13 protein-coding genes are annotated in these 15,814 nt (G+C 69.3%); 7 read left to right on the top strand and 6 right to left on the bottom strand.

All coding sequences use genetic code 11. The features are described from left to right. Nucleotides 1–27: 27 nt before the first annotated feature. From Q7F20_RS13905 to sufB, 5 genes are all read right to left on the bottom strand, one after another. Complete coding sequence (locus tag Q7F20_RS13905; RefSeq protein ID WP_079236104.1) at nt 28–357, bottom strand: metal-sulfur cluster assembly factor; 330 nt, start codon at nt 355–357, stop codon at nt 28–30. Continuing rightward, nucleotides 357–1,130 carry a Fe-S cluster assembly ATPase SufC gene (sufC, locus tag Q7F20_RS13900; protein WP_305740669.1) on the bottom strand — a complete coding sequence of 258 codons (774 nt, stop codon included), beginning with the start codon at nt 1,128–1,130 and terminating at the stop codon, nt 357–359. The genes Q7F20_RS13905 and sufC overlap by 1 nt, the downstream gene beginning before the upstream one ends. A 76-nt stretch (nt 1,131–1,206) precedes the next feature. Then, a complete protein-coding gene (locus Q7F20_RS13895; protein WP_370871687.1) occupies nt 1,207–1,533 on the bottom strand; it encodes a non-heme iron oxygenase ferredoxin subunit in 327 nt (108 codons plus the stop codon). Continuing rightward, nucleotides 1,533–2,801: a Fe-S cluster assembly protein SufD gene (gene sufD / locus Q7F20_RS13890; RefSeq protein WP_305740668.1), complete on the bottom strand. Its 1,269-nt coding sequence runs from the start codon at nt 2,799–2,801 to the stop codon at nt 1,533–1,535. The genes Q7F20_RS13895 and sufD overlap by 1 nt, the downstream gene beginning before the upstream one ends. Further along, a complete protein-coding gene (gene sufB, locus Q7F20_RS13885; RefSeq protein ID WP_305740667.1) occupies nt 2,802–4,220 on the bottom strand; it encodes a Fe-S cluster assembly protein SufB in 1,419 nt (472 codons plus the stop codon). Between the two features lie 251 nt (nt 4,221–4,471). Here sufB and Q7F20_RS13880 point away from each other — a divergent pair, with 251 nt between their 5' ends. Beyond that, entirely contained in the window at nt 4,472–5,446 is a 975-nt protein-coding gene (locus Q7F20_RS13880; RefSeq protein ID WP_305740666.1) for a heme A synthase, read from the top strand. A 646-nt stretch (nt 5,447–6,092) separates the two neighbouring features. Here Q7F20_RS13880 and Q7F20_RS13875 read toward each other — a convergent pair. Then, on the bottom strand, nt 6,093–7,019 hold the full coding sequence (locus tag Q7F20_RS13875) for a heme o synthase (protein ID WP_305740670.1): 927 nt from the start codon (nt 7,017–7,019) through the stop codon (nt 6,093–6,095). 424 nt (nt 7,020–7,443) lie between these two features. Here Q7F20_RS13875 and tkt point away from each other — a divergent pair, with 424 nt between their 5' ends. From tkt to pgl, 6 genes are all read left to right on the top strand, one after another. Next, a complete protein-coding gene (tkt, locus tag Q7F20_RS13870; protein ID WP_305740665.1) occupies nt 7,444–9,537 on the top strand; it encodes a transketolase in 2,094 nt (697 codons plus the stop codon). A 127-nt stretch (nt 9,538–9,664) separates the two neighbouring features. Continuing rightward, nucleotides 9,665–10,777 carry a transaldolase gene (gene tal / locus Q7F20_RS13865; protein WP_305740664.1) on the top strand — a complete coding sequence of 371 codons (1,113 nt, stop codon included), beginning with the start codon at nt 9,665–9,667 and terminating at the stop codon, nt 10,775–10,777. Continuing rightward, nucleotides 10,777–12,375: a glucose-6-phosphate isomerase gene (locus tag Q7F20_RS13860; protein ID WP_305740663.1), complete on the top strand. Its 1,599-nt coding sequence runs from the start codon at nt 10,777–10,779 to the stop codon at nt 12,373–12,375. The genes tal and Q7F20_RS13860 overlap by 1 nt, the downstream gene beginning before the upstream one ends. Nucleotides 12,376–12,398: 23 nt before the next feature. Beyond that, nucleotides 12,399–13,937 (top strand): glucose-6-phosphate dehydrogenase, encoded by a 1,539-nt coding sequence (zwf, locus tag Q7F20_RS13855; RefSeq protein ID WP_305740662.1) that lies wholly within the window; start codon nt 12,399–12,401, stop codon nt 13,935–13,937. Then, nucleotides 13,934–14,878, top strand: coding sequence for a glucose-6-phosphate dehydrogenase assembly protein OpcA (locus Q7F20_RS13850; RefSeq protein ID WP_305740661.1), 945 nt, complete (start codon nt 13,934–13,936; stop codon nt 14,876–14,878). Before zwf ends, Q7F20_RS13850 begins: the two co-directional genes overlap by 4 nt. Before the next feature lie 121 nt (nt 14,879–14,999). Then, nucleotides 15,000–15,770: a 6-phosphogluconolactonase gene (pgl, locus tag Q7F20_RS13845; protein WP_305740660.1), complete on the top strand. Its 771-nt coding sequence runs from the start codon at nt 15,000–15,002 to the stop codon at nt 15,768–15,770. Nucleotides 15,771–15,814 lie beyond the last annotated feature (44 nt).

Here is a 15,814-nt window from a genome sequence, read left to right as displayed (position 1 = left end):
CGCCTCCCGTCCGTCAGGTGGTCGCGACTAGATCGAGAACCCGAGCGCGCGCATCATCTCGCGCCCGTCGTCGGTGATCCGCTCCGGACCCCACGGCGGCATCCAGACCCAGTTGATGCGGAACGCGTCGACGATGCCGTCGAGCGCGTTGGCGGTGTCACCCTCGATCACGTCGGTCAGGGGGCAGCCCGCGCTCGTCAGCGTCATGCTGATCACGAGCGCGTTCGCCTCGTCGTCCATGGCGAGGTCGTAGATCAGACCCAGGTCAACGATGTTCACGCCGAGTTCCGGGTCCTGGACCTCCTTCAGGCCCTCGACGACCTCGTCGAACTTCTCCGGTGCGAGTGCGGTGATCATCAGTTGCCCGCCGCTGCGGCTGCGGCCTGCACGTAGCGGTCGTAGCCCTCGTTCTCGAGGCGCTCGGCGAGCTCCGGGCCGCCCTGCTCGGCGACCTTGCCCGCGACGAACACGTGCACGAAGTCCGGCTTGATGTAGCGGAGGATGCGCGTGTAGTGCGTGATGAGCAGCACGCCCAGGCCGGTGGCGGCCTTGGCGCGGTTGACGCCCTCGGAGACGATCTTCAGCGCGTCGACGTCGAGGCCGGAGTCGGTCTCGTCGAGCACGGCGAACTTCGGCTTGAGGAGCTCGAGCTGCATGATCTCGTGGCGCTTCTTCTCGCCACCGGAGAAGCCCTCGTTGACGTTGCGCTCGGCGAACGAGCTGTCCATCTTGAGGTCGGCCATCGACTGACGGAGGTCCTTCACCCAGCCGCGCAGGGCGGGCGCCTCGCCGTCGATGGCGGTCTTCGCGGTGCGCAGGAAGTTCGACACCGTCACGCCGGGGATCTCCACCGGGTACTGCATGGCGAGGAACATGCCGGCACGGGCACGCTCGTCGACGCTCATCGCGAGGACGTCCTCGCCGTCGAGCGTGATCGAGCCACCGACGACGTTGTACCGGGGGTGGCCGGCGATCGTGTACGCGAGGGTGGACTTGCCCGAGCCGTTCGGCCCCATGATCGCGTGGATCTCGCCCTCGTTGATGGTGAGGTCGACGCCCTTGAGGATCTCCTTGACACCCTGGTCGGTGTCGATCGAGACCTGCAGGTCGCGGATTTCGAGAGTGGACATTGCGTTCCTTCGGTTGCAGCTGGTGTGCGGCGTCAGCCGCGGGAAGTGAGTGGGAGCGGGGTCGGCCGGGACGGTGTCAGTCGACCGGGACGGGGTCGTGCACGTCGACGTAGACCTCGCCGTCGCGGACCTCCACCCGGAAGACCGGGACGGGCTCGTAGGCCGGGAAGTTCTGCGGCTTGCCCGTGGCCAAGGAGAAGCGGGATCCGTGCGCCCAGCACTCGAGCGTGTCGCCCTCGACGAAGCCTTCGGCGAGGGAGATGTCCCCGTGCGTGCAGGTGTCGCCGATGGCGTGCACCGTGCCCGCGGAGTCCTTGACGATGGCGACCGCGGTGCCGTCGACCACGACGCGCATCGGGCTGTCCACCTGGATGTCCGCCTCGGCACAGACCTTCGTCGACATCAGGCGGAGGCCTCCGGCGCGGCTTCGGCGATGACCGAGCGACCTTCGGCGAGCTCCTGCTCGACGGCGGCGATGAGGCGTTCCTCGAGCTCGGGCGCGCCGATCTTCTGGATGACCTCGACGAGGAAGCCGAGCACGACGAGACGACGGGCTTCTTCCTCGGGGATGCCGCGGGACTGGAGGTAGAACAGCTGCTCGTCGTCGAAACGACCGGTCGCACTCGCGTGGCCGGCACCCTCGATGTTGCCCGTCTCGATCTCGAGGTTCGGGATGCTGTCCGCGCGCGTGCCGTCCGTGAGGACGAGGTTGCGGTTCTGCTCGTACGAGTCGGTGCCGTCACCGGTGCGGCCGATGAGCACGTCGCCGATCCAGACCGTGTGCGCGCCCTGGCCCTGCAGCGCGCCCTTGTAGTTGACCCGGCCGCGCGTGTTCGGCGCGTCGTGGTTCACGTAGACCTGCTGCTCGATGTACTGCCCGGCATCGGCGAAGTAGACGCCGTACATCTCGGTGTCGGCACCCTGCGCGCCGAGGTGCGTCGACGGGTTGACCCGGACGACGTCGCCGCCGAGCGAGACCACGACGTGCTTGAGGAAGGCGTCGCGGCCGACCTCGGCGAAGTGGGTCGACACGTGGACGGCGTCGTCGTCCCAGTCCTGCAGGCTGACGACGGTCAGGCGGGCGCCGTCGCGGACCACGATCTCGACGTTCTCGCTGAGGAGCGCAGAACCGCGGTTGTCCAGCACCACGATGCCCTGCGCGTGCGCCTCGGCCGTGACGACCGTGTGCGCGGCGCGGGGCTGCGTGCCGAAGTCCGATCGCGTGATCGTGATGAACTCGTGGGCCTCGGTCGCCTTGACCGTGACGGCGAGGACGGCATCACGAGCGGTCCAGGCTGCCGCAGCCGCACGGTCCTCGGGGAGGCCGGCCGTGCCGACGCGCGGGTCGTCGCTGCGACCCCACTCGACGTCGGCGCCGTCGGACTGCCGGGCGAGGAACGGGTAGGCGGATCCGTCGAGACCGCCGTCGAGCAGTGGCTGGAGCTTCGCGAGGGGTGCGAACTTCCAGTTGACCTCGCGGCCGGTCACCGTCGGGAAGGCGTCGATGTCGCCGGACTGCGGACGCTCCGACCGCGTCTGGACCGGCACCTTCGCGCCGGGTGTGTCCCAGCCGCCGTCGGAGTGCGCTCCGGCACCGTGCTGGGTGCCGCCCTGCGCAGCGGCAGCGGGCTCGATCGGCTGGTCGATGTGGGGAGGGGTGGTGCTGGACATCTAGCCGACGGATCCTTCCATGCTCATCTCGATGAGCTTGTTGAGTTCGAGTGCGTACTCCATCGGGAGCTCACGGGCGATCGGCTCGATGAAACCACGGACGATCATGGCCATCGCCTCGTCCTCGGGCATGCCGCGCGACATGAGGTAGAACAGCTGCTCCTCGCTCACACGGGAGACAGTGGCTTCGTGCCCGAGCTGGACGTCGTCCACGCGGATGTCGATCGCCGGGTAGGTGTCGCTCCGGCTGACCGTGTCGACGAGCAGCGCGTCGCACCGCACGGTGTTCGCCGCGTGGTGCGCATTCGGGTCCACCCGGACCTCGCCGCGGTACCCCGCGCGACCGCCGCCGCGGGCGATCGACTTCGAGACGATCGAGGACGTCGTGTACGGCGCCATGTGGATCATCTTCGCGCCGGCGTCCTGGTGCTGGCCGGGGCCGGCGAAGGCGACGGAGAGCGTCTCGCCCTTGGCGTGCTCACCGGCGAGGTAGATCGACGGGTACTTCATCGTCACCTTGGAGCCGATGTTGCCGTCGATCCACTCCATCGTCGCGCCCTCGTGCGCGATCGCACGCTTGGTGACGAGGTTGTAGACGTTGTTCGACCAGTTCTGGATCGTCGTGTAGCGCACGCGGGCGTTCTTCTTCACGATGATCTCGACGACGGCCGAGTGCAGGGAGTCCGACTTGTAGATCGGAGCGGTGCAGCCCTCGATGTAGTGGACGTAGGAGTCCTCGTCCGCGATGATCAGCGTCCGCTCGAACTGGCCCATGTTCTCGGTGTTGATCCGGAAGTAGGCCTGCAGCGGGATCTCCACGTGCACGCCCTTCGGGACGTAGACGAACGAGCCACCGGACCACACGGCCGTGTTCAGCGCGGCGAACTTGTTGTCGCCGGCCGGGATCACGGTGCCGAAGTACTCCTCGAAGATGTCGGGGTGCTCGCGGAGCGCCGTGTCGGTGTCCATGAAGATGACGCCCTGCGCCTCGAGGTCCTCACGGATCTGGTGGTACACGACCTCGGACTCGTACTGCGCGGCGACGCCGGCGACGAGCCGCTGGCGCTCGGCCTCGGGGATGCCGAGCTTCTCGTAGGTCTCGCGGATGTCCTCGGGGAGGTCCTCCCACGACTGCGCCTGCTTCTCGGTGGAGCGCACGAAGTACTTGATGTTGTCGAAGTCGATGCCCGACAGGTCGGCACCCCACGTCGGCATCGGCTTGCGGCCGAACAGCTGGAGCCCCTTGAGACGGTTCTTGAGCATCCACTCGGGTTCGCTCTTGAGGTTCGAGATGTCGGTCACGACCTCTTCCGAGATGCCGCGACGAGCGGAGGCGCCGGCCGAGTCGGAGTCGGACCAGCCGAACTCGTATTGGCCGAGCCCTTCGAGCTCGGGACGGTCGATGAGCACGTCGGACATGGTCTCCTCGTTTCCTTCTCGCGGCAGCGTGTGCGGGTGTCAACCCGTGGCGTCTGGACGCCATTCCACCGCGAACCGCCGACACGGCGGACACGGTGCTGCTCCCTCGCAACGTCGATGGTTCCACGCAGTCCTGGGTGTGGACGGCGATCTCGGACCATTCGGAGCCGGCGCCTGCCTAGACTTGACTGCTGCTGAACCCTCCGATCCTACAGGTTCGCTGCACGGAACAACAGGAAGGCACCACGCTCGTGACTCGCGTCGCATCACCCGTCGACCAGGACGTCCGCCCCGCGCGGTGGTGGTCGCTCCCCCGTGTCGTCGACCAGCGGGTCGTCGTCCTCGCCTGGGCGTCGTTCGTCGTCGAGGTGATCCTGATCGGCACGGGCGGCCTCGTGCGACTCACCGCCTCCGGACTCGGGTGCCCGACCTGGCCCAAGTGCACGGCGGACTCCCTCGTCTCCACGCCCGAGATGGGCATCCACGGCGTCATCGAGTTCGGCAACCGACTCCTCACCTTCGTGCTGGTCGTCGTCGCCATCGCGATGTTCCTGCTCGTCGTCCGGATGCGCCGCACCCGTCCCGAGCTGTTCTGGCTCGCGTTCGCCCAGGGTGTGGCCATCCCGGTGCAGGCCGTGATCGGCGGCATGAGCGTCTGGTCGAACCTGAACCCGTTCGTCGTCGGCCTGCACTTCGTCGTCTCCGCCGCGCTCACCGCGGTGACCGCCGCACTCGTCTACCGCGCGATGCGCGGTCCGCGCACCGCCGAACGACTCGTCCCCGGCTGGTACACCGGTGTCGTGCGCGGCACCATCGCCGCGGTCGTCGTCACCGTGCTCGTCGGCATCCTCACCACGGGCAGCGGCCCGCACGCCGGCGCCGACAAGCGGGTCGACGGCGGCCGCCTGCACCGTACGGGCTTCGACCCCGCCGTCATGGAGCACCTGCACGCGGTCCCCGCCTACGTCCTGTTCGCCCTGACCCTCGTCCTCGTCGTCGGCGCGGTGCGCCTGCGTCTGTCGAGCAAGTGGGCGCTGCTGCTCCTCGTCGTCGAGTTCGTCCAGATCGCGGTCGGGCTCACCCAGGCGCGCACAGGGCTGCCGGTCGGCCTGGTGGGGACGCACATGGTCCTCGCGGGGCTGCTCGTCGGTGCCACCACGGTCGTGACGCTCTCGACGCGGGGCACCGCCGGCCGCGACGCCGTCCGGGAGCCGATCGCGGGCTGACGCGTTCCGCCGCAACCATCTGACGGACTGGAGGCGCGGCGTGGGCCCGCACCGCGCCTCGAGTCCCGTGGGTGGTCGCGTCGAGGGCCGCGCGTTGCGTCGTGCGTGCTGCCGGGTCGGTGCGGGCGTGCCGGAACGACATCGTCGACGTCGTTCGACAGCGGTGTCGTCGCACCGACGCGGGCGCGAAAGCCCGCGGACGCAACCATCGACAACGTCGACGTCGTACGACAACGGTCTTGTCGCTCCGAGTCCGCCCCGCGACCACTCCCCGCGACCGTCCGCGCCTGCAACCACCGACAACGTCGACGTCGCACGACAGCGGCTTTGTCGCTCTGACCCCGGCGCGAAAGCCCGCGGCCGCAACCATCGACAACGTCAACGTCGCACGACAGCGGCTTTGTCGCTCTGACCCCGGCGCGAAAGCCCGCGGCCGCAACCATCGACAACGTCGACGTCGTACGACAGCGGCTTTGTCGCTCTGACCCCGGCGCGAAAGCCCGCGGCCGCAACCGTCGACAACGTCGACGTCGTACGACAGCGGTGGTGTCGCATCGAGTCCGCCCCGCCCTCGCGACCGCGAACCTGACCGCGACCGCGACGGCCCGCGCCTGCCGGCCCGCGCCCCGCGCCCGCGCCGACCGCGCTAGAAGGTGAACACCTGCGGCAGCAGCGGGTCGATGCCCACGGCGATGAACAGCAGCGTCAGGTACGTGATCGAGCTGTGGAAGACGCGCATCGGCTGCACGTGCTCCACGTGCTGGATCGCCCGCGAGTACAGCCGGTGGGACTCGACGACGAACCAGATGCCGCCCGCCAGAGCGACGACCGTGTAGAGCGGCCCCATGTGCGCGACCGGGATGAGCAGGAGCGAGCAGACGAGCGTCGCCCACGCGTAGAGCACGACCTGGAGCCCCACGACCGTGCGACCGCGGACGACCGCGAGCATCGGCACGTCTGCGGCGTCGTAGTCGTCGCGGTACTTCATCGACAGCGGCCAATAGTGCGGCGGCGTCCAGAGGAAGATCACCATGAACAGGATGACCGGCGCCCAGCTCAGCGATCCGGTGACGCCCGCCCAGCCGATCAGCACGGGCATGCAGCCGGCCGAACCGCCCCAGACGATGTTCTGCGGCGTGCGGCGCTTGAGCCACAGCGTGTAGACGAACACGTAGATGAGGATCGCGATGACGCTCAGCGCTGCCGCGAGCCAGTTGACGAGGAACCCGAGGACCGCGGTCGACGCGACCGCGAGCACCCACGAGAAGACGAGCGCTTCACGGTCGGACAGCTCGCCGGTGACGAGCGGACGCGTGCTCGTGCGCTTCATCAGACGGTCGATGTCACGGTCGATGTAGCAGTTGAAGGCCGAGGCGGACCCCGCCGACATCGCGCCGCCGAGCATCGTCCAGAGCACGAGCCAGAGGTCGGGCACCCCGCGCTCGGCGAGGAACATCGTCGGCGCCGTGGTGACGAGCAGCAGTTCCATGACCCGCGGCTTCGTCAACGAGACGTAGGCACGCACCTTGCGCGACAGCGTCGAGCGGGGTCGATCGGTGTCGGGCCGGGTCACGGTGGCAGTCGGCAAGGGAACCTCAGTCTGTTCGCGTCAGCTCACACGCTCGGTGGACGGCTCCGTCGTCGTCGGGGCGTGCGTCGACCCGGAATGTGCACGGGTCCCGGACAGTTTACGTGATCGAGGCGCCGCGATGATGCCCCGCCCCGCCATCCGGACCGAAGTCACCCACCGACACGCCCGGCCGACGGCGGGTCCCCCTGACGACGAGTGAACAACCGACGTCACCTGAACCCCTTCTGAGTGCATGGTCACTATGCTGGAGTCGCCCTCCCGCAGTGCGTGCCCCGATGACGTCGGCCGCGAAGAGCCGGTCGGCCGCCGCGAGACGGCGACCCGACGAAGGCCCCGGGATGGCGATCATGTCCGTGCGATGGCACGAGCCCTCGCACATGTCGCATCAAGAAGGGTCAACATCCAAGTGGCTGAATTCACCTGGGACGCCATCGACCGGAAGGCCGTCGACACGGCCCGCGTACTCGCCGCCGACTCGGTCGAGGCCGCCGGCAACGGTCACCCCGGCACCGCGATGAGCCTCGCGCCGCTCGCCCACCTCCTCTTCCAGAAGGTGATGCGTCGCGACCCGAGCGACTCCACCTGGATCGGCCGCGACCGCTTCATCCTCTCCGCCGGTCACGCCTCGATCCTCCAGTACGTGCAGTTCTACCTGCACGGCTACGGTCTCGAGCTCGAGGACCTCCAGCACCTCCGCAAGTGGGGTTCGAAGACGCCGGGTCACCCCGAGTACGGCCACACCGACGGTGTCGAGATCACCACCGGTCCGCTCGGCCAGGGCCTCGCCTCGGCCGTGGGCTTCGGCTACGCGCAGCGCTTCGAGCGCGGCCTGTTCGACCCGGAGACCGCCGACGGCGAGTCGCCGTTCGACCACTTCACCTACGTCATCGCCGGTGACGGCGACATGCAGGAAGGCGTCACGAACGAGGCCGCGAGCCTCGCCGGCCGCCAGCAGCTCGGTCGCCTGGTCGTCTTCTACGACTCGAACCAGATCTCGATCGAGGACGACACCGACATCGCGTTCTCCGAGGACGTCGCCGCCCGCTACGAGGCGCTCGGCTGGCACGTCCAGCACGTCGACTGGAAGAAGACCGGCGAGTACTCCGAGGACGTCGAGGAGCTCTACCGCGCGGTCGAGGCCGCCAAGGCCGAGACGACCAAGCCGTCGCTCATCGTCCTCAAGACGATCATCGGCTGGCCGTCGCCGACCAAGCAGAACTCCGGCAAGATCCACGGTTCGGCGCTGGGTGCCGACGAGCTCAAGGGCCTCAAGGAGGTCCTCGGCTTCGACCCGGAGCAGACCTTCCACGTCGACCCCGAGGTGCTCGAGTACACCCGCGGTGCCGTCGCCAAGGGCCAGGCCGAGCACGCCGAGTGGAACACGACCTTCGACGCGTGGGCCGCGGCCAACCCGGAGAAGAAGGCGATCCTCGACCGCATCAACGCCGGCGAGCTGCCCGAGGGCCTCGAAGAAGCCCTCCCGGTGTTCCCGACCGAGAAGGCCGTCTCGACCCGCGCCGCTTCCGGCAAGGTCATCAACGCCATCGCGCCGCTGATGCCCGAGTTCTGGGGCGGTTCGGCGGACCTCGCCGAGTCGAACCTCACCACGATCGAGGGCGCGAAGTCCTTCGGCCCGGCCGAGGCGTCGACGAAGACCTGGAGCACCGACCCGCACGGTCGCGTGCTGCACTTCGGCATCCGCGAGCACGCGATGGGCTCGATCCTCAACGGGATCGTCCTGCACGGGAACACCCGCCCGTTCGGCGGCACCTTCCTCATCTTCAGCGACTACATGCGCCCGGCGGTCCGTCTCGCCGCGCTCATGAAGGCGCCGGCGATCTACGTCTGGACGCACGACTCCATCGCCCTCGGCGAGGACGGCCCGACGCACCAGCCGATCGAGCAGCTCACCGCCCTCCGCGCGATCCCGGGTCTCGACGTCGTCCGTCCGGCCGACGCCAACGAGGTCGCGTACGCCTGGCTCGAGATGCTCAAGCACAAGGACCGTCCGGCCGGCATCGCGCTGAGCCGCCAGAACCTCCCCGTCTTCGAGCGCGGCGAGGGCGAGGCCTCCGGTGACACCTTCGCCTCGGCGAAGAACGTCGCCAAGGGTGCGTACGTCCTGGCCGAGGCGCCGAACGGCACCCCGGACGTGATCCTCATCGCGACCGGTTCCGAGGTCCAGATCGCCGTCGACGCGCGCGAGCAGCTCAAGGGCGAGGGCATCAACGCCCGCGTCGTGAGCGCGCCGTCCCTCGAGTGGTTCTTCGAGCAGTCGGAGAACTACCGCGAGCAGGTCCTGCCGAAGGCCGTCACCGCCCGTGTCTCGGTCGAGGCCGGCATCGCCATGAGCTGGCGCGACATCGTCGGCGACAAGGGCCGCAGCGTCTCGATCGAGCACTTCGGTGCCTCGGCCGACTACCAGACGCTCTTCAAGGAGTTCGGCTTCACGACGGAGCACGTCGTGGCCGCCGCGAAGGAATCCCTCGCGGCTTCCTGACCCTCGAGGGCCGGGTCCGGTTCGCCGGATCCGGCCCTTCTTCCGGGAGGCGCGGCTCGGCCCCGCCACGCGCCCCCGGTCCCACGGACCCCGACCACCAGGTCGATGAAGGAAAGAAGAGAAACACATGGCTGAGACCACCCCCACCGCCGCCCTCTCCGAGGTCGGCGTCAGCATCTGGCTCGACGACCTCTCCCGCGAGCTCCTCGAGACGGGAAAGCTCGAGCAGCTCATCGCCGAGAAGAACGTCGTCGGCGTCACCACGAACCCGACGATCTTCGCGTCGGCCCTCGCCAAGGGCGAGCGCTACGACGCGCAGGTGAAGGAGCTCGCCGCCGCGGGCACCGACGTCACCGACGCGATCTTCGAGATCACGACCCAGGACGTCGCGAACGCCTCCGACGTGTTCAAGCCGATCTACGACGAGACCAAGGGCTTCGACGGCCGCGTCTCGATCGAGGTCGAGCCGGGCCTCGCGCACGAGACCCAGAAGACCATCGAGCAGGCGAAGTTCCTGTTCGACAAGGTCGGCCGCGAGAACGTCCTCATCAAGATCCCGGCGACGCTCGAGGGCCTCGAGGCCATCACCGAGGTCATCGCCGCCGGCATCTCGGTGAACGTCACCCTGATCTTCTCGCTCGAGCGCTACCGCGCCGTGATCGACGCCTACCTCGGTGGTCTCGAGAAGGCCAAGGCCGCCGGCCACGACCTCTCGAAGATCCACTCGGTCGCGTCCTTCTTCGTGTCGCGCGTCGACTCCGAGATCGACAAGCGCCTCGACGCCGTCGGCACCGACGAGGCGAAGGCCCTCAAGTCGAAGGCCGGCATCGCCAACGCGCAGCTCGCCTACCAGGTCTGGACCGAGGCCTTCGCCACCGAGCGTGCCCTCGGCCTGCTCGAGGCCGGCGCGAACACGCAGCGTCCCCTCTGGGCGTCGACCGGTGTCAAGGACCCGTCGCTGCCCGACACGCTCTACGTGACCGAGCTCGCCGCGCCGAACACCGTCAACACCATGCCGGGCAAGACGCTCGACGCGACGTTCGACCACGGCGAGATCCACGGCGACGCGATCGCCGGTTCGTTCGACGCCGCGCAGCAGGTCCTCGACCAGCTCGCCGCCCAGGGCATCGACTACGACGACGTCGTGGCGCTGCTCGAGAAGGAGGGCGTGGACAAGTTCAACGTCTCGTGGGGCGAGCTCGTCGACACGGTCAAGAACGCACTCGAGGGCGCCAAGTAGTGACCGTCTCCATCGCCGCCAGCGGTGACGCGGCGCGGGCCATCGACCAGGTGGTCCCGCGTCTCGTCACCGATCTGGTGGCGTCGGGCATCACTGCCCAGGACCCCGAACTCTGGGGTCCCGACGCCGAGGCCGAGGCGTCGAAGCGCCTCGGCTGGGTGGAGGCCGTCTCGGTCTCCCGCCCGCTCGTCGCCGAGATCGTGGCGTTGCGCGAGTCGCTCCTCGCCGAGGGGATCGACCACGTCGTCCTCGCCGGCATGGGCGGCTCGTCCCTCGCACCCGAGGTGATCACCAGGACGGCGGGCGTACCGCTCACGGTCCTCGACTCGACGAGCCCCGCGCAGGTCCGCGCGGCGGTGCAGGACCGACTGGACCGCACCGTGCTCGTCGTGTCCTCGAAGTCGGGTTCGACCCTCGAGACCGACTCGCAGCGTCGTGTGTACGAACAGGCGTTCCGTGACGCCGGCATCGACCCGGCCGACCGCATCGTCGTCGTCACCGACCCGGGCTCCCCGCTCGAGGCCGAGGCGACGGAGGCGGGGTACCGCGTCTTCACCGCCGACCCCACCGTCGGCGGCCGCTACTCCGCGCTGACCGCCTTCGGGCTGGTGCCGTCCGGCCTCGCAGGCGCCGACATCACGGAGCTCCTCGACGAGGCCGACGCGATCTCAGCACTCCTCTCGGTCGACATCGACGAGAACCCGGGTCTCGTGCTCGGCGCCGTCCTCGGTGGCACAGCGCCCCTCCGCTCCACGATCGGCATCGTCGCGGACGGCACGCACATCGTCGGCTTCGGCGACTGGGTGGAGCAGCTCATCGCGGAGTCGACCGTCAAGGACGGCCGCGGGCTGCTCCCGGTCGTGCTCGACGTCGACTCCCCCGAGGTGACCTCCGGACTGCCCGACCTCCAGGTGATCCGACTCGTCGGCTCCCGTGAGGACGAGCGCCACGTCGCCGACGGCGAGGTCGAGATCACCGGCACGCTCGGCGGTCAGCTCCTCGTGTGGGAGTACGCCGTGGCAGTCGCGGGTCGGCTGCTCGGGATCGACCCGTTCGACCAGCCCGACGTCGAGGCCGCCAAGGCCGCGGCCCGCGCCCTCCTGGACGACCGCCCGGCACCGACCGAGCCGGCCTTCACCGAGGACGGTACCGCCGTCCGCGCGACCGAGGGGCTGACGGTCGGGACGACGATCGCGGAAGCCGTGTCGCGCCTCCTGGACCAGGTCGGACCGACCGGCTACCTGGCCGTGCAGGCCTACGTCGACCGCACCGCGAACCCGACCCTCGAGTCGCTGCGCGACGCGCTCGCGGCGCGCACCGGCCGTCCCGTGACCTTCGGCTACGGACCTCGGTTCCTGCACTCGACCGGCCAGTACCACAAGGGCGGTCCGGCGAACGGTGTGTTCCTGCAGATCGTCGCCGACGAGCCGGTCGACCTGCCCGTCCCCGGCCGCTCGTTCACGTTCGGCCAGCTCATCCAGGCCCAGGCCGCCGGCGACGCGAGTGTCCTCGCGCAGCACGGCCGCCCGGTCCTCACCCTCACGACGACGGACGTCGCCGCTGTCACCGCAGCACTGACCGCCGCCGTCACCCACTGACTCTCGAAGGAGTTCACCGACTCATGTCACCGGTGGCAATCACCCCGGAGCACAACCCGCTCCGGCTGCCGACGGATCGTCGACTGAACCGGATCGCGGGACCCAGCACCCTCATCATCTTCGGCGTGACGGGCGACCTGTCCCGCAAGAAGCTGATGCCCGCGGTCTACGACCTGGCGAACCGAGGGCTCCTGCCCCCGGGGTTCGCCCTCGTCGGGTTCGCTCGACGTGACTGGGAGGACCAAGACTTCTCCCAGCTCGTCCACGACGCGGTCCGGGACCACTCCCGCACCCCGTTCGACGAAGCCGTCTGGCGGCAGCTCGAACAGGGCATCCGGTTCGTCCAGGGGTCGTTCGACGACCCAGAGGCGTTCCGCGAGCTCAAGCGCACGGTCGACACGCTGGACGCGGAGCGCGGGACGCTCGGCAACCACGCGTTCTACCTGTCCATCCCGCCGAAGATGTTCCCCGTGGTCACCGAGCAGCTCAAGCTGTCCGGGCTGACCGAGAAGCGCGAGGACTCGTGGAGCCGCGTGGTCGTCGAGAAGCCCTTCGGCTCCGACCTCCGTACCGCGCGCGAGCTGAACGCGATCGTCGAGAGCGTGTTCGCTCCGGACGACGTGTTCCGCATCGACCACTACCTCGGCAAGGAGACCGTCCAGAACCTCCTGACGCTCCGGTTCGCGAACCAGATGTACGAACCCATCTGGAACTCGAACTACGTGGACCACGTGCAGATCACGATGGCCGAGGACATCGGCGTCGCCGGACGTGCCGCGTACTACGACGGCATCGGCGCAGCCCGCGACGTCATCCAGAACCACCTGCTCCAGCTCCTCGCCCTCACCGCGATGGAGGAGCCCGTCTCGTTCAAGGCGTCGGACCTCCGCGCCGAGAAGGAGAAGGTGCTCTCCGCGGTGCGGCTCCCGGAGGACCTCGCCACGGCGACGGCCCGCGGGCAGTACGCCGGCGGGTGGCAGGGCGGCGAGAAGGTGCTCGGGTTCCTCGAGGAAGCGGGCATGAACCCCGAGTCCACGACCGAGACCTACGCAGCCATCAAGCTCGACATCGCGACCCGTCGCTGGCAGGGCGTCCCGTTCTACCTGCGCGCCGGCAAGCGACTCGGTCGCCGTGTCACCGAGATCGCGATCGTGTTCAAGCGCGTCCCCGAGGACGTCTTCGGCATCCCGCAGTCGCCCCTCGGCCAGAACGCGCTCGTCATCCGCGTGCAGCCGGACGAGGGCGTCACGCTCCGCTTCGGTTCGAAGGTCCCCGGCGTCGGCACCCAGGTGCGCGACGTGACGATGGACTTCGGCTACGGCCACGCGTTCACCGAGGCCTCGCCCGAGGCGTACGAGCGACTCATCCTCGACGTGCTCCTCGGCGACCCGCCCCTGTTCCCCCGTCACCAAGAGGTCGAACTGTCCTGGAAGATCCTCGACCCGATCGAGGAGTTCTGGCGGGGACAGGGCCAGCCCGAGCAGTACCGTCCCGGCACGTGGGGTCCGGCGTCCGCCGACGCCCTGCTCGCCCGCGACGGCCGGACCTGGAGGCGTCCATGAAGATCGACATGCCGAACACCACGGTCTCGAAGATCCAGAAGAAGCTCGTCCACATCCGCGAGGAAGGTGGCGCGGTCGCACTCGGCCGCGTCCTCACCCTGATCGTCTCCACCGCCCTCGGGCACGAGGAAGACGCGATCAACGCGGCGAACGAGGCGTCCCGCGAGCACCCGATGCGCGTGATCATCGTCTCGAAGAACGAGGGCGACACGAAGTCCCCGGGCCGTCTCGACGCGCAGATCCGCGTCGGCAGCGACGCGGGGGCGAGCGAGGTCATCGTGCTCCGCGCCTACGGCGAGACCGCGACCGACGAGGAGAGCCTGGTGACCGGCCTCCTGCTGCCGGACGCTCCGGTCGTGGCCTGGTGGCCGGACGCCGCACCCTCGCAGCCGTCCGAGTCCGCCCTGGGTCGCATCGCCCAGCGCCGGATCACGGACGCGGCGGCGCAGAAGGACCCGAACGAGGCCATCGCGGCACTCGGGGCCTCGTACGTGCCGGGTGACACGGACTTCGCGTGGACCCGCCTGACGCTCTGGCGCAACCAGCTCGCCGCGGCGCTCGACCAGCCGCCGTACGAGCCGGTGACCGCCGTCGAGGTCTCCGGTGCGTTCGACAGCCCGTCGACGATCCTCCTCGCGGCTTGGCTGCAGCTCCAGCTCGAGGTCCCCGTCGCCGTCGTCACGTCGCCCCGTGCGACCGGGTCGAGCGGCATCCACGGCGTCAAGCTCGTCCGAGAGTCCGGGGCCATCGAGCTCGAGCGCTCCCTGGTCGACGTCGCGACGCTCTCGATGCCCGGGCAGCCGACGCACGACCTGTCGCTGCCGCGCCGCAACCTGCGCGACTGCCTGGCCGAGGAACTCCGTAGACTCGACCCGGACGTCCTCTTCGGAGACGTCGTCAAGCACGGGGTTCCCCAGCTGCGCGAGTCCATCGCCGGCTGAGCAAGCCCCACACGACCGGTCGGGCCGGCCGTCGTTCGTCCAGTGCGAGCGACGGCCGGCCCGGGCGGTCGGACCGAAGGTGGTCGTACGACCGGTCGACCACCACGAACACGGGAGTCACGTGACCAACGAACGGCGGGTGCTGGTGCACCCGGACAAGCAGGCCCTCGGCGCTTCGGTCGCCGCACGCTTCATCACGAAGATCATCGACGTGCTCGACGAGCAGGAGCGCGCGGACATCGCCATCAGCGGTGGTTCGGTGTCGTCCCTCGTCCTCGCCGCGATCGGCCAGTCGCCGGCGCGCGAGAGCGTCGACTGGTCGAAGGTGCACGTGTGGTGGGTCGACGAGCGCTGGGTGCCGGCGGGTGATGCCGATCGCAACATCACCGGCACGCAGACGGACTTCTTCGACCACGTCGACATCCCGGAGTCGAACATCCACCCGATCGCGGCGTCCGACGCCGGTCTCTCGATCGAGGAAGCGGCGACCCGCTACGAGCAGGAGCTGCACGCCGCCGCGCCCGACGATGCGATCGCCCCGCGGTTCGACATCACGCTCCTCGGGGTCGGGCCCGACGGGCACACCGCGTCGCTCTTCCCGGAGTTCCCCCAGCTCACCGTGACGGACCGCGTCGTGCTCCCGGTGGACGACTCCCCCAAGCCGCCGCCGCAGCGCCTGACCCTCACCTACCCGGCGATCAACGCGTCGCAGCGTGTGTGGGTCATCCTGTCAGGTGCCGAGAAGGCGTCGGTCCTCGGGCTCGCGCTCGCGGGTGCCTCGGTCGACGAGGTCCCGGTCGGTGGTGTGCAGGGTCGCAAGCGCACCGTGTTCTTCGTGGACCAGGACGCCGCTCGCGACGTGCCCGAGAACCTGATCGCGTCGACGTACTAGACGTCGGTCCCCGACGGGAGGCGCGGTGCCGGTTGGCGCCGCGC

This window comes from Curtobacterium sp. A7_M15 (assembly GCF_030705415.1).
Taxonomy (GTDB): Bacteria; Actinomycetota; Actinomycetes; order Actinomycetales; family Microbacteriaceae; genus Curtobacterium.
This window is presented reverse-complemented; position numbering and strand designations above follow the sequence as displayed.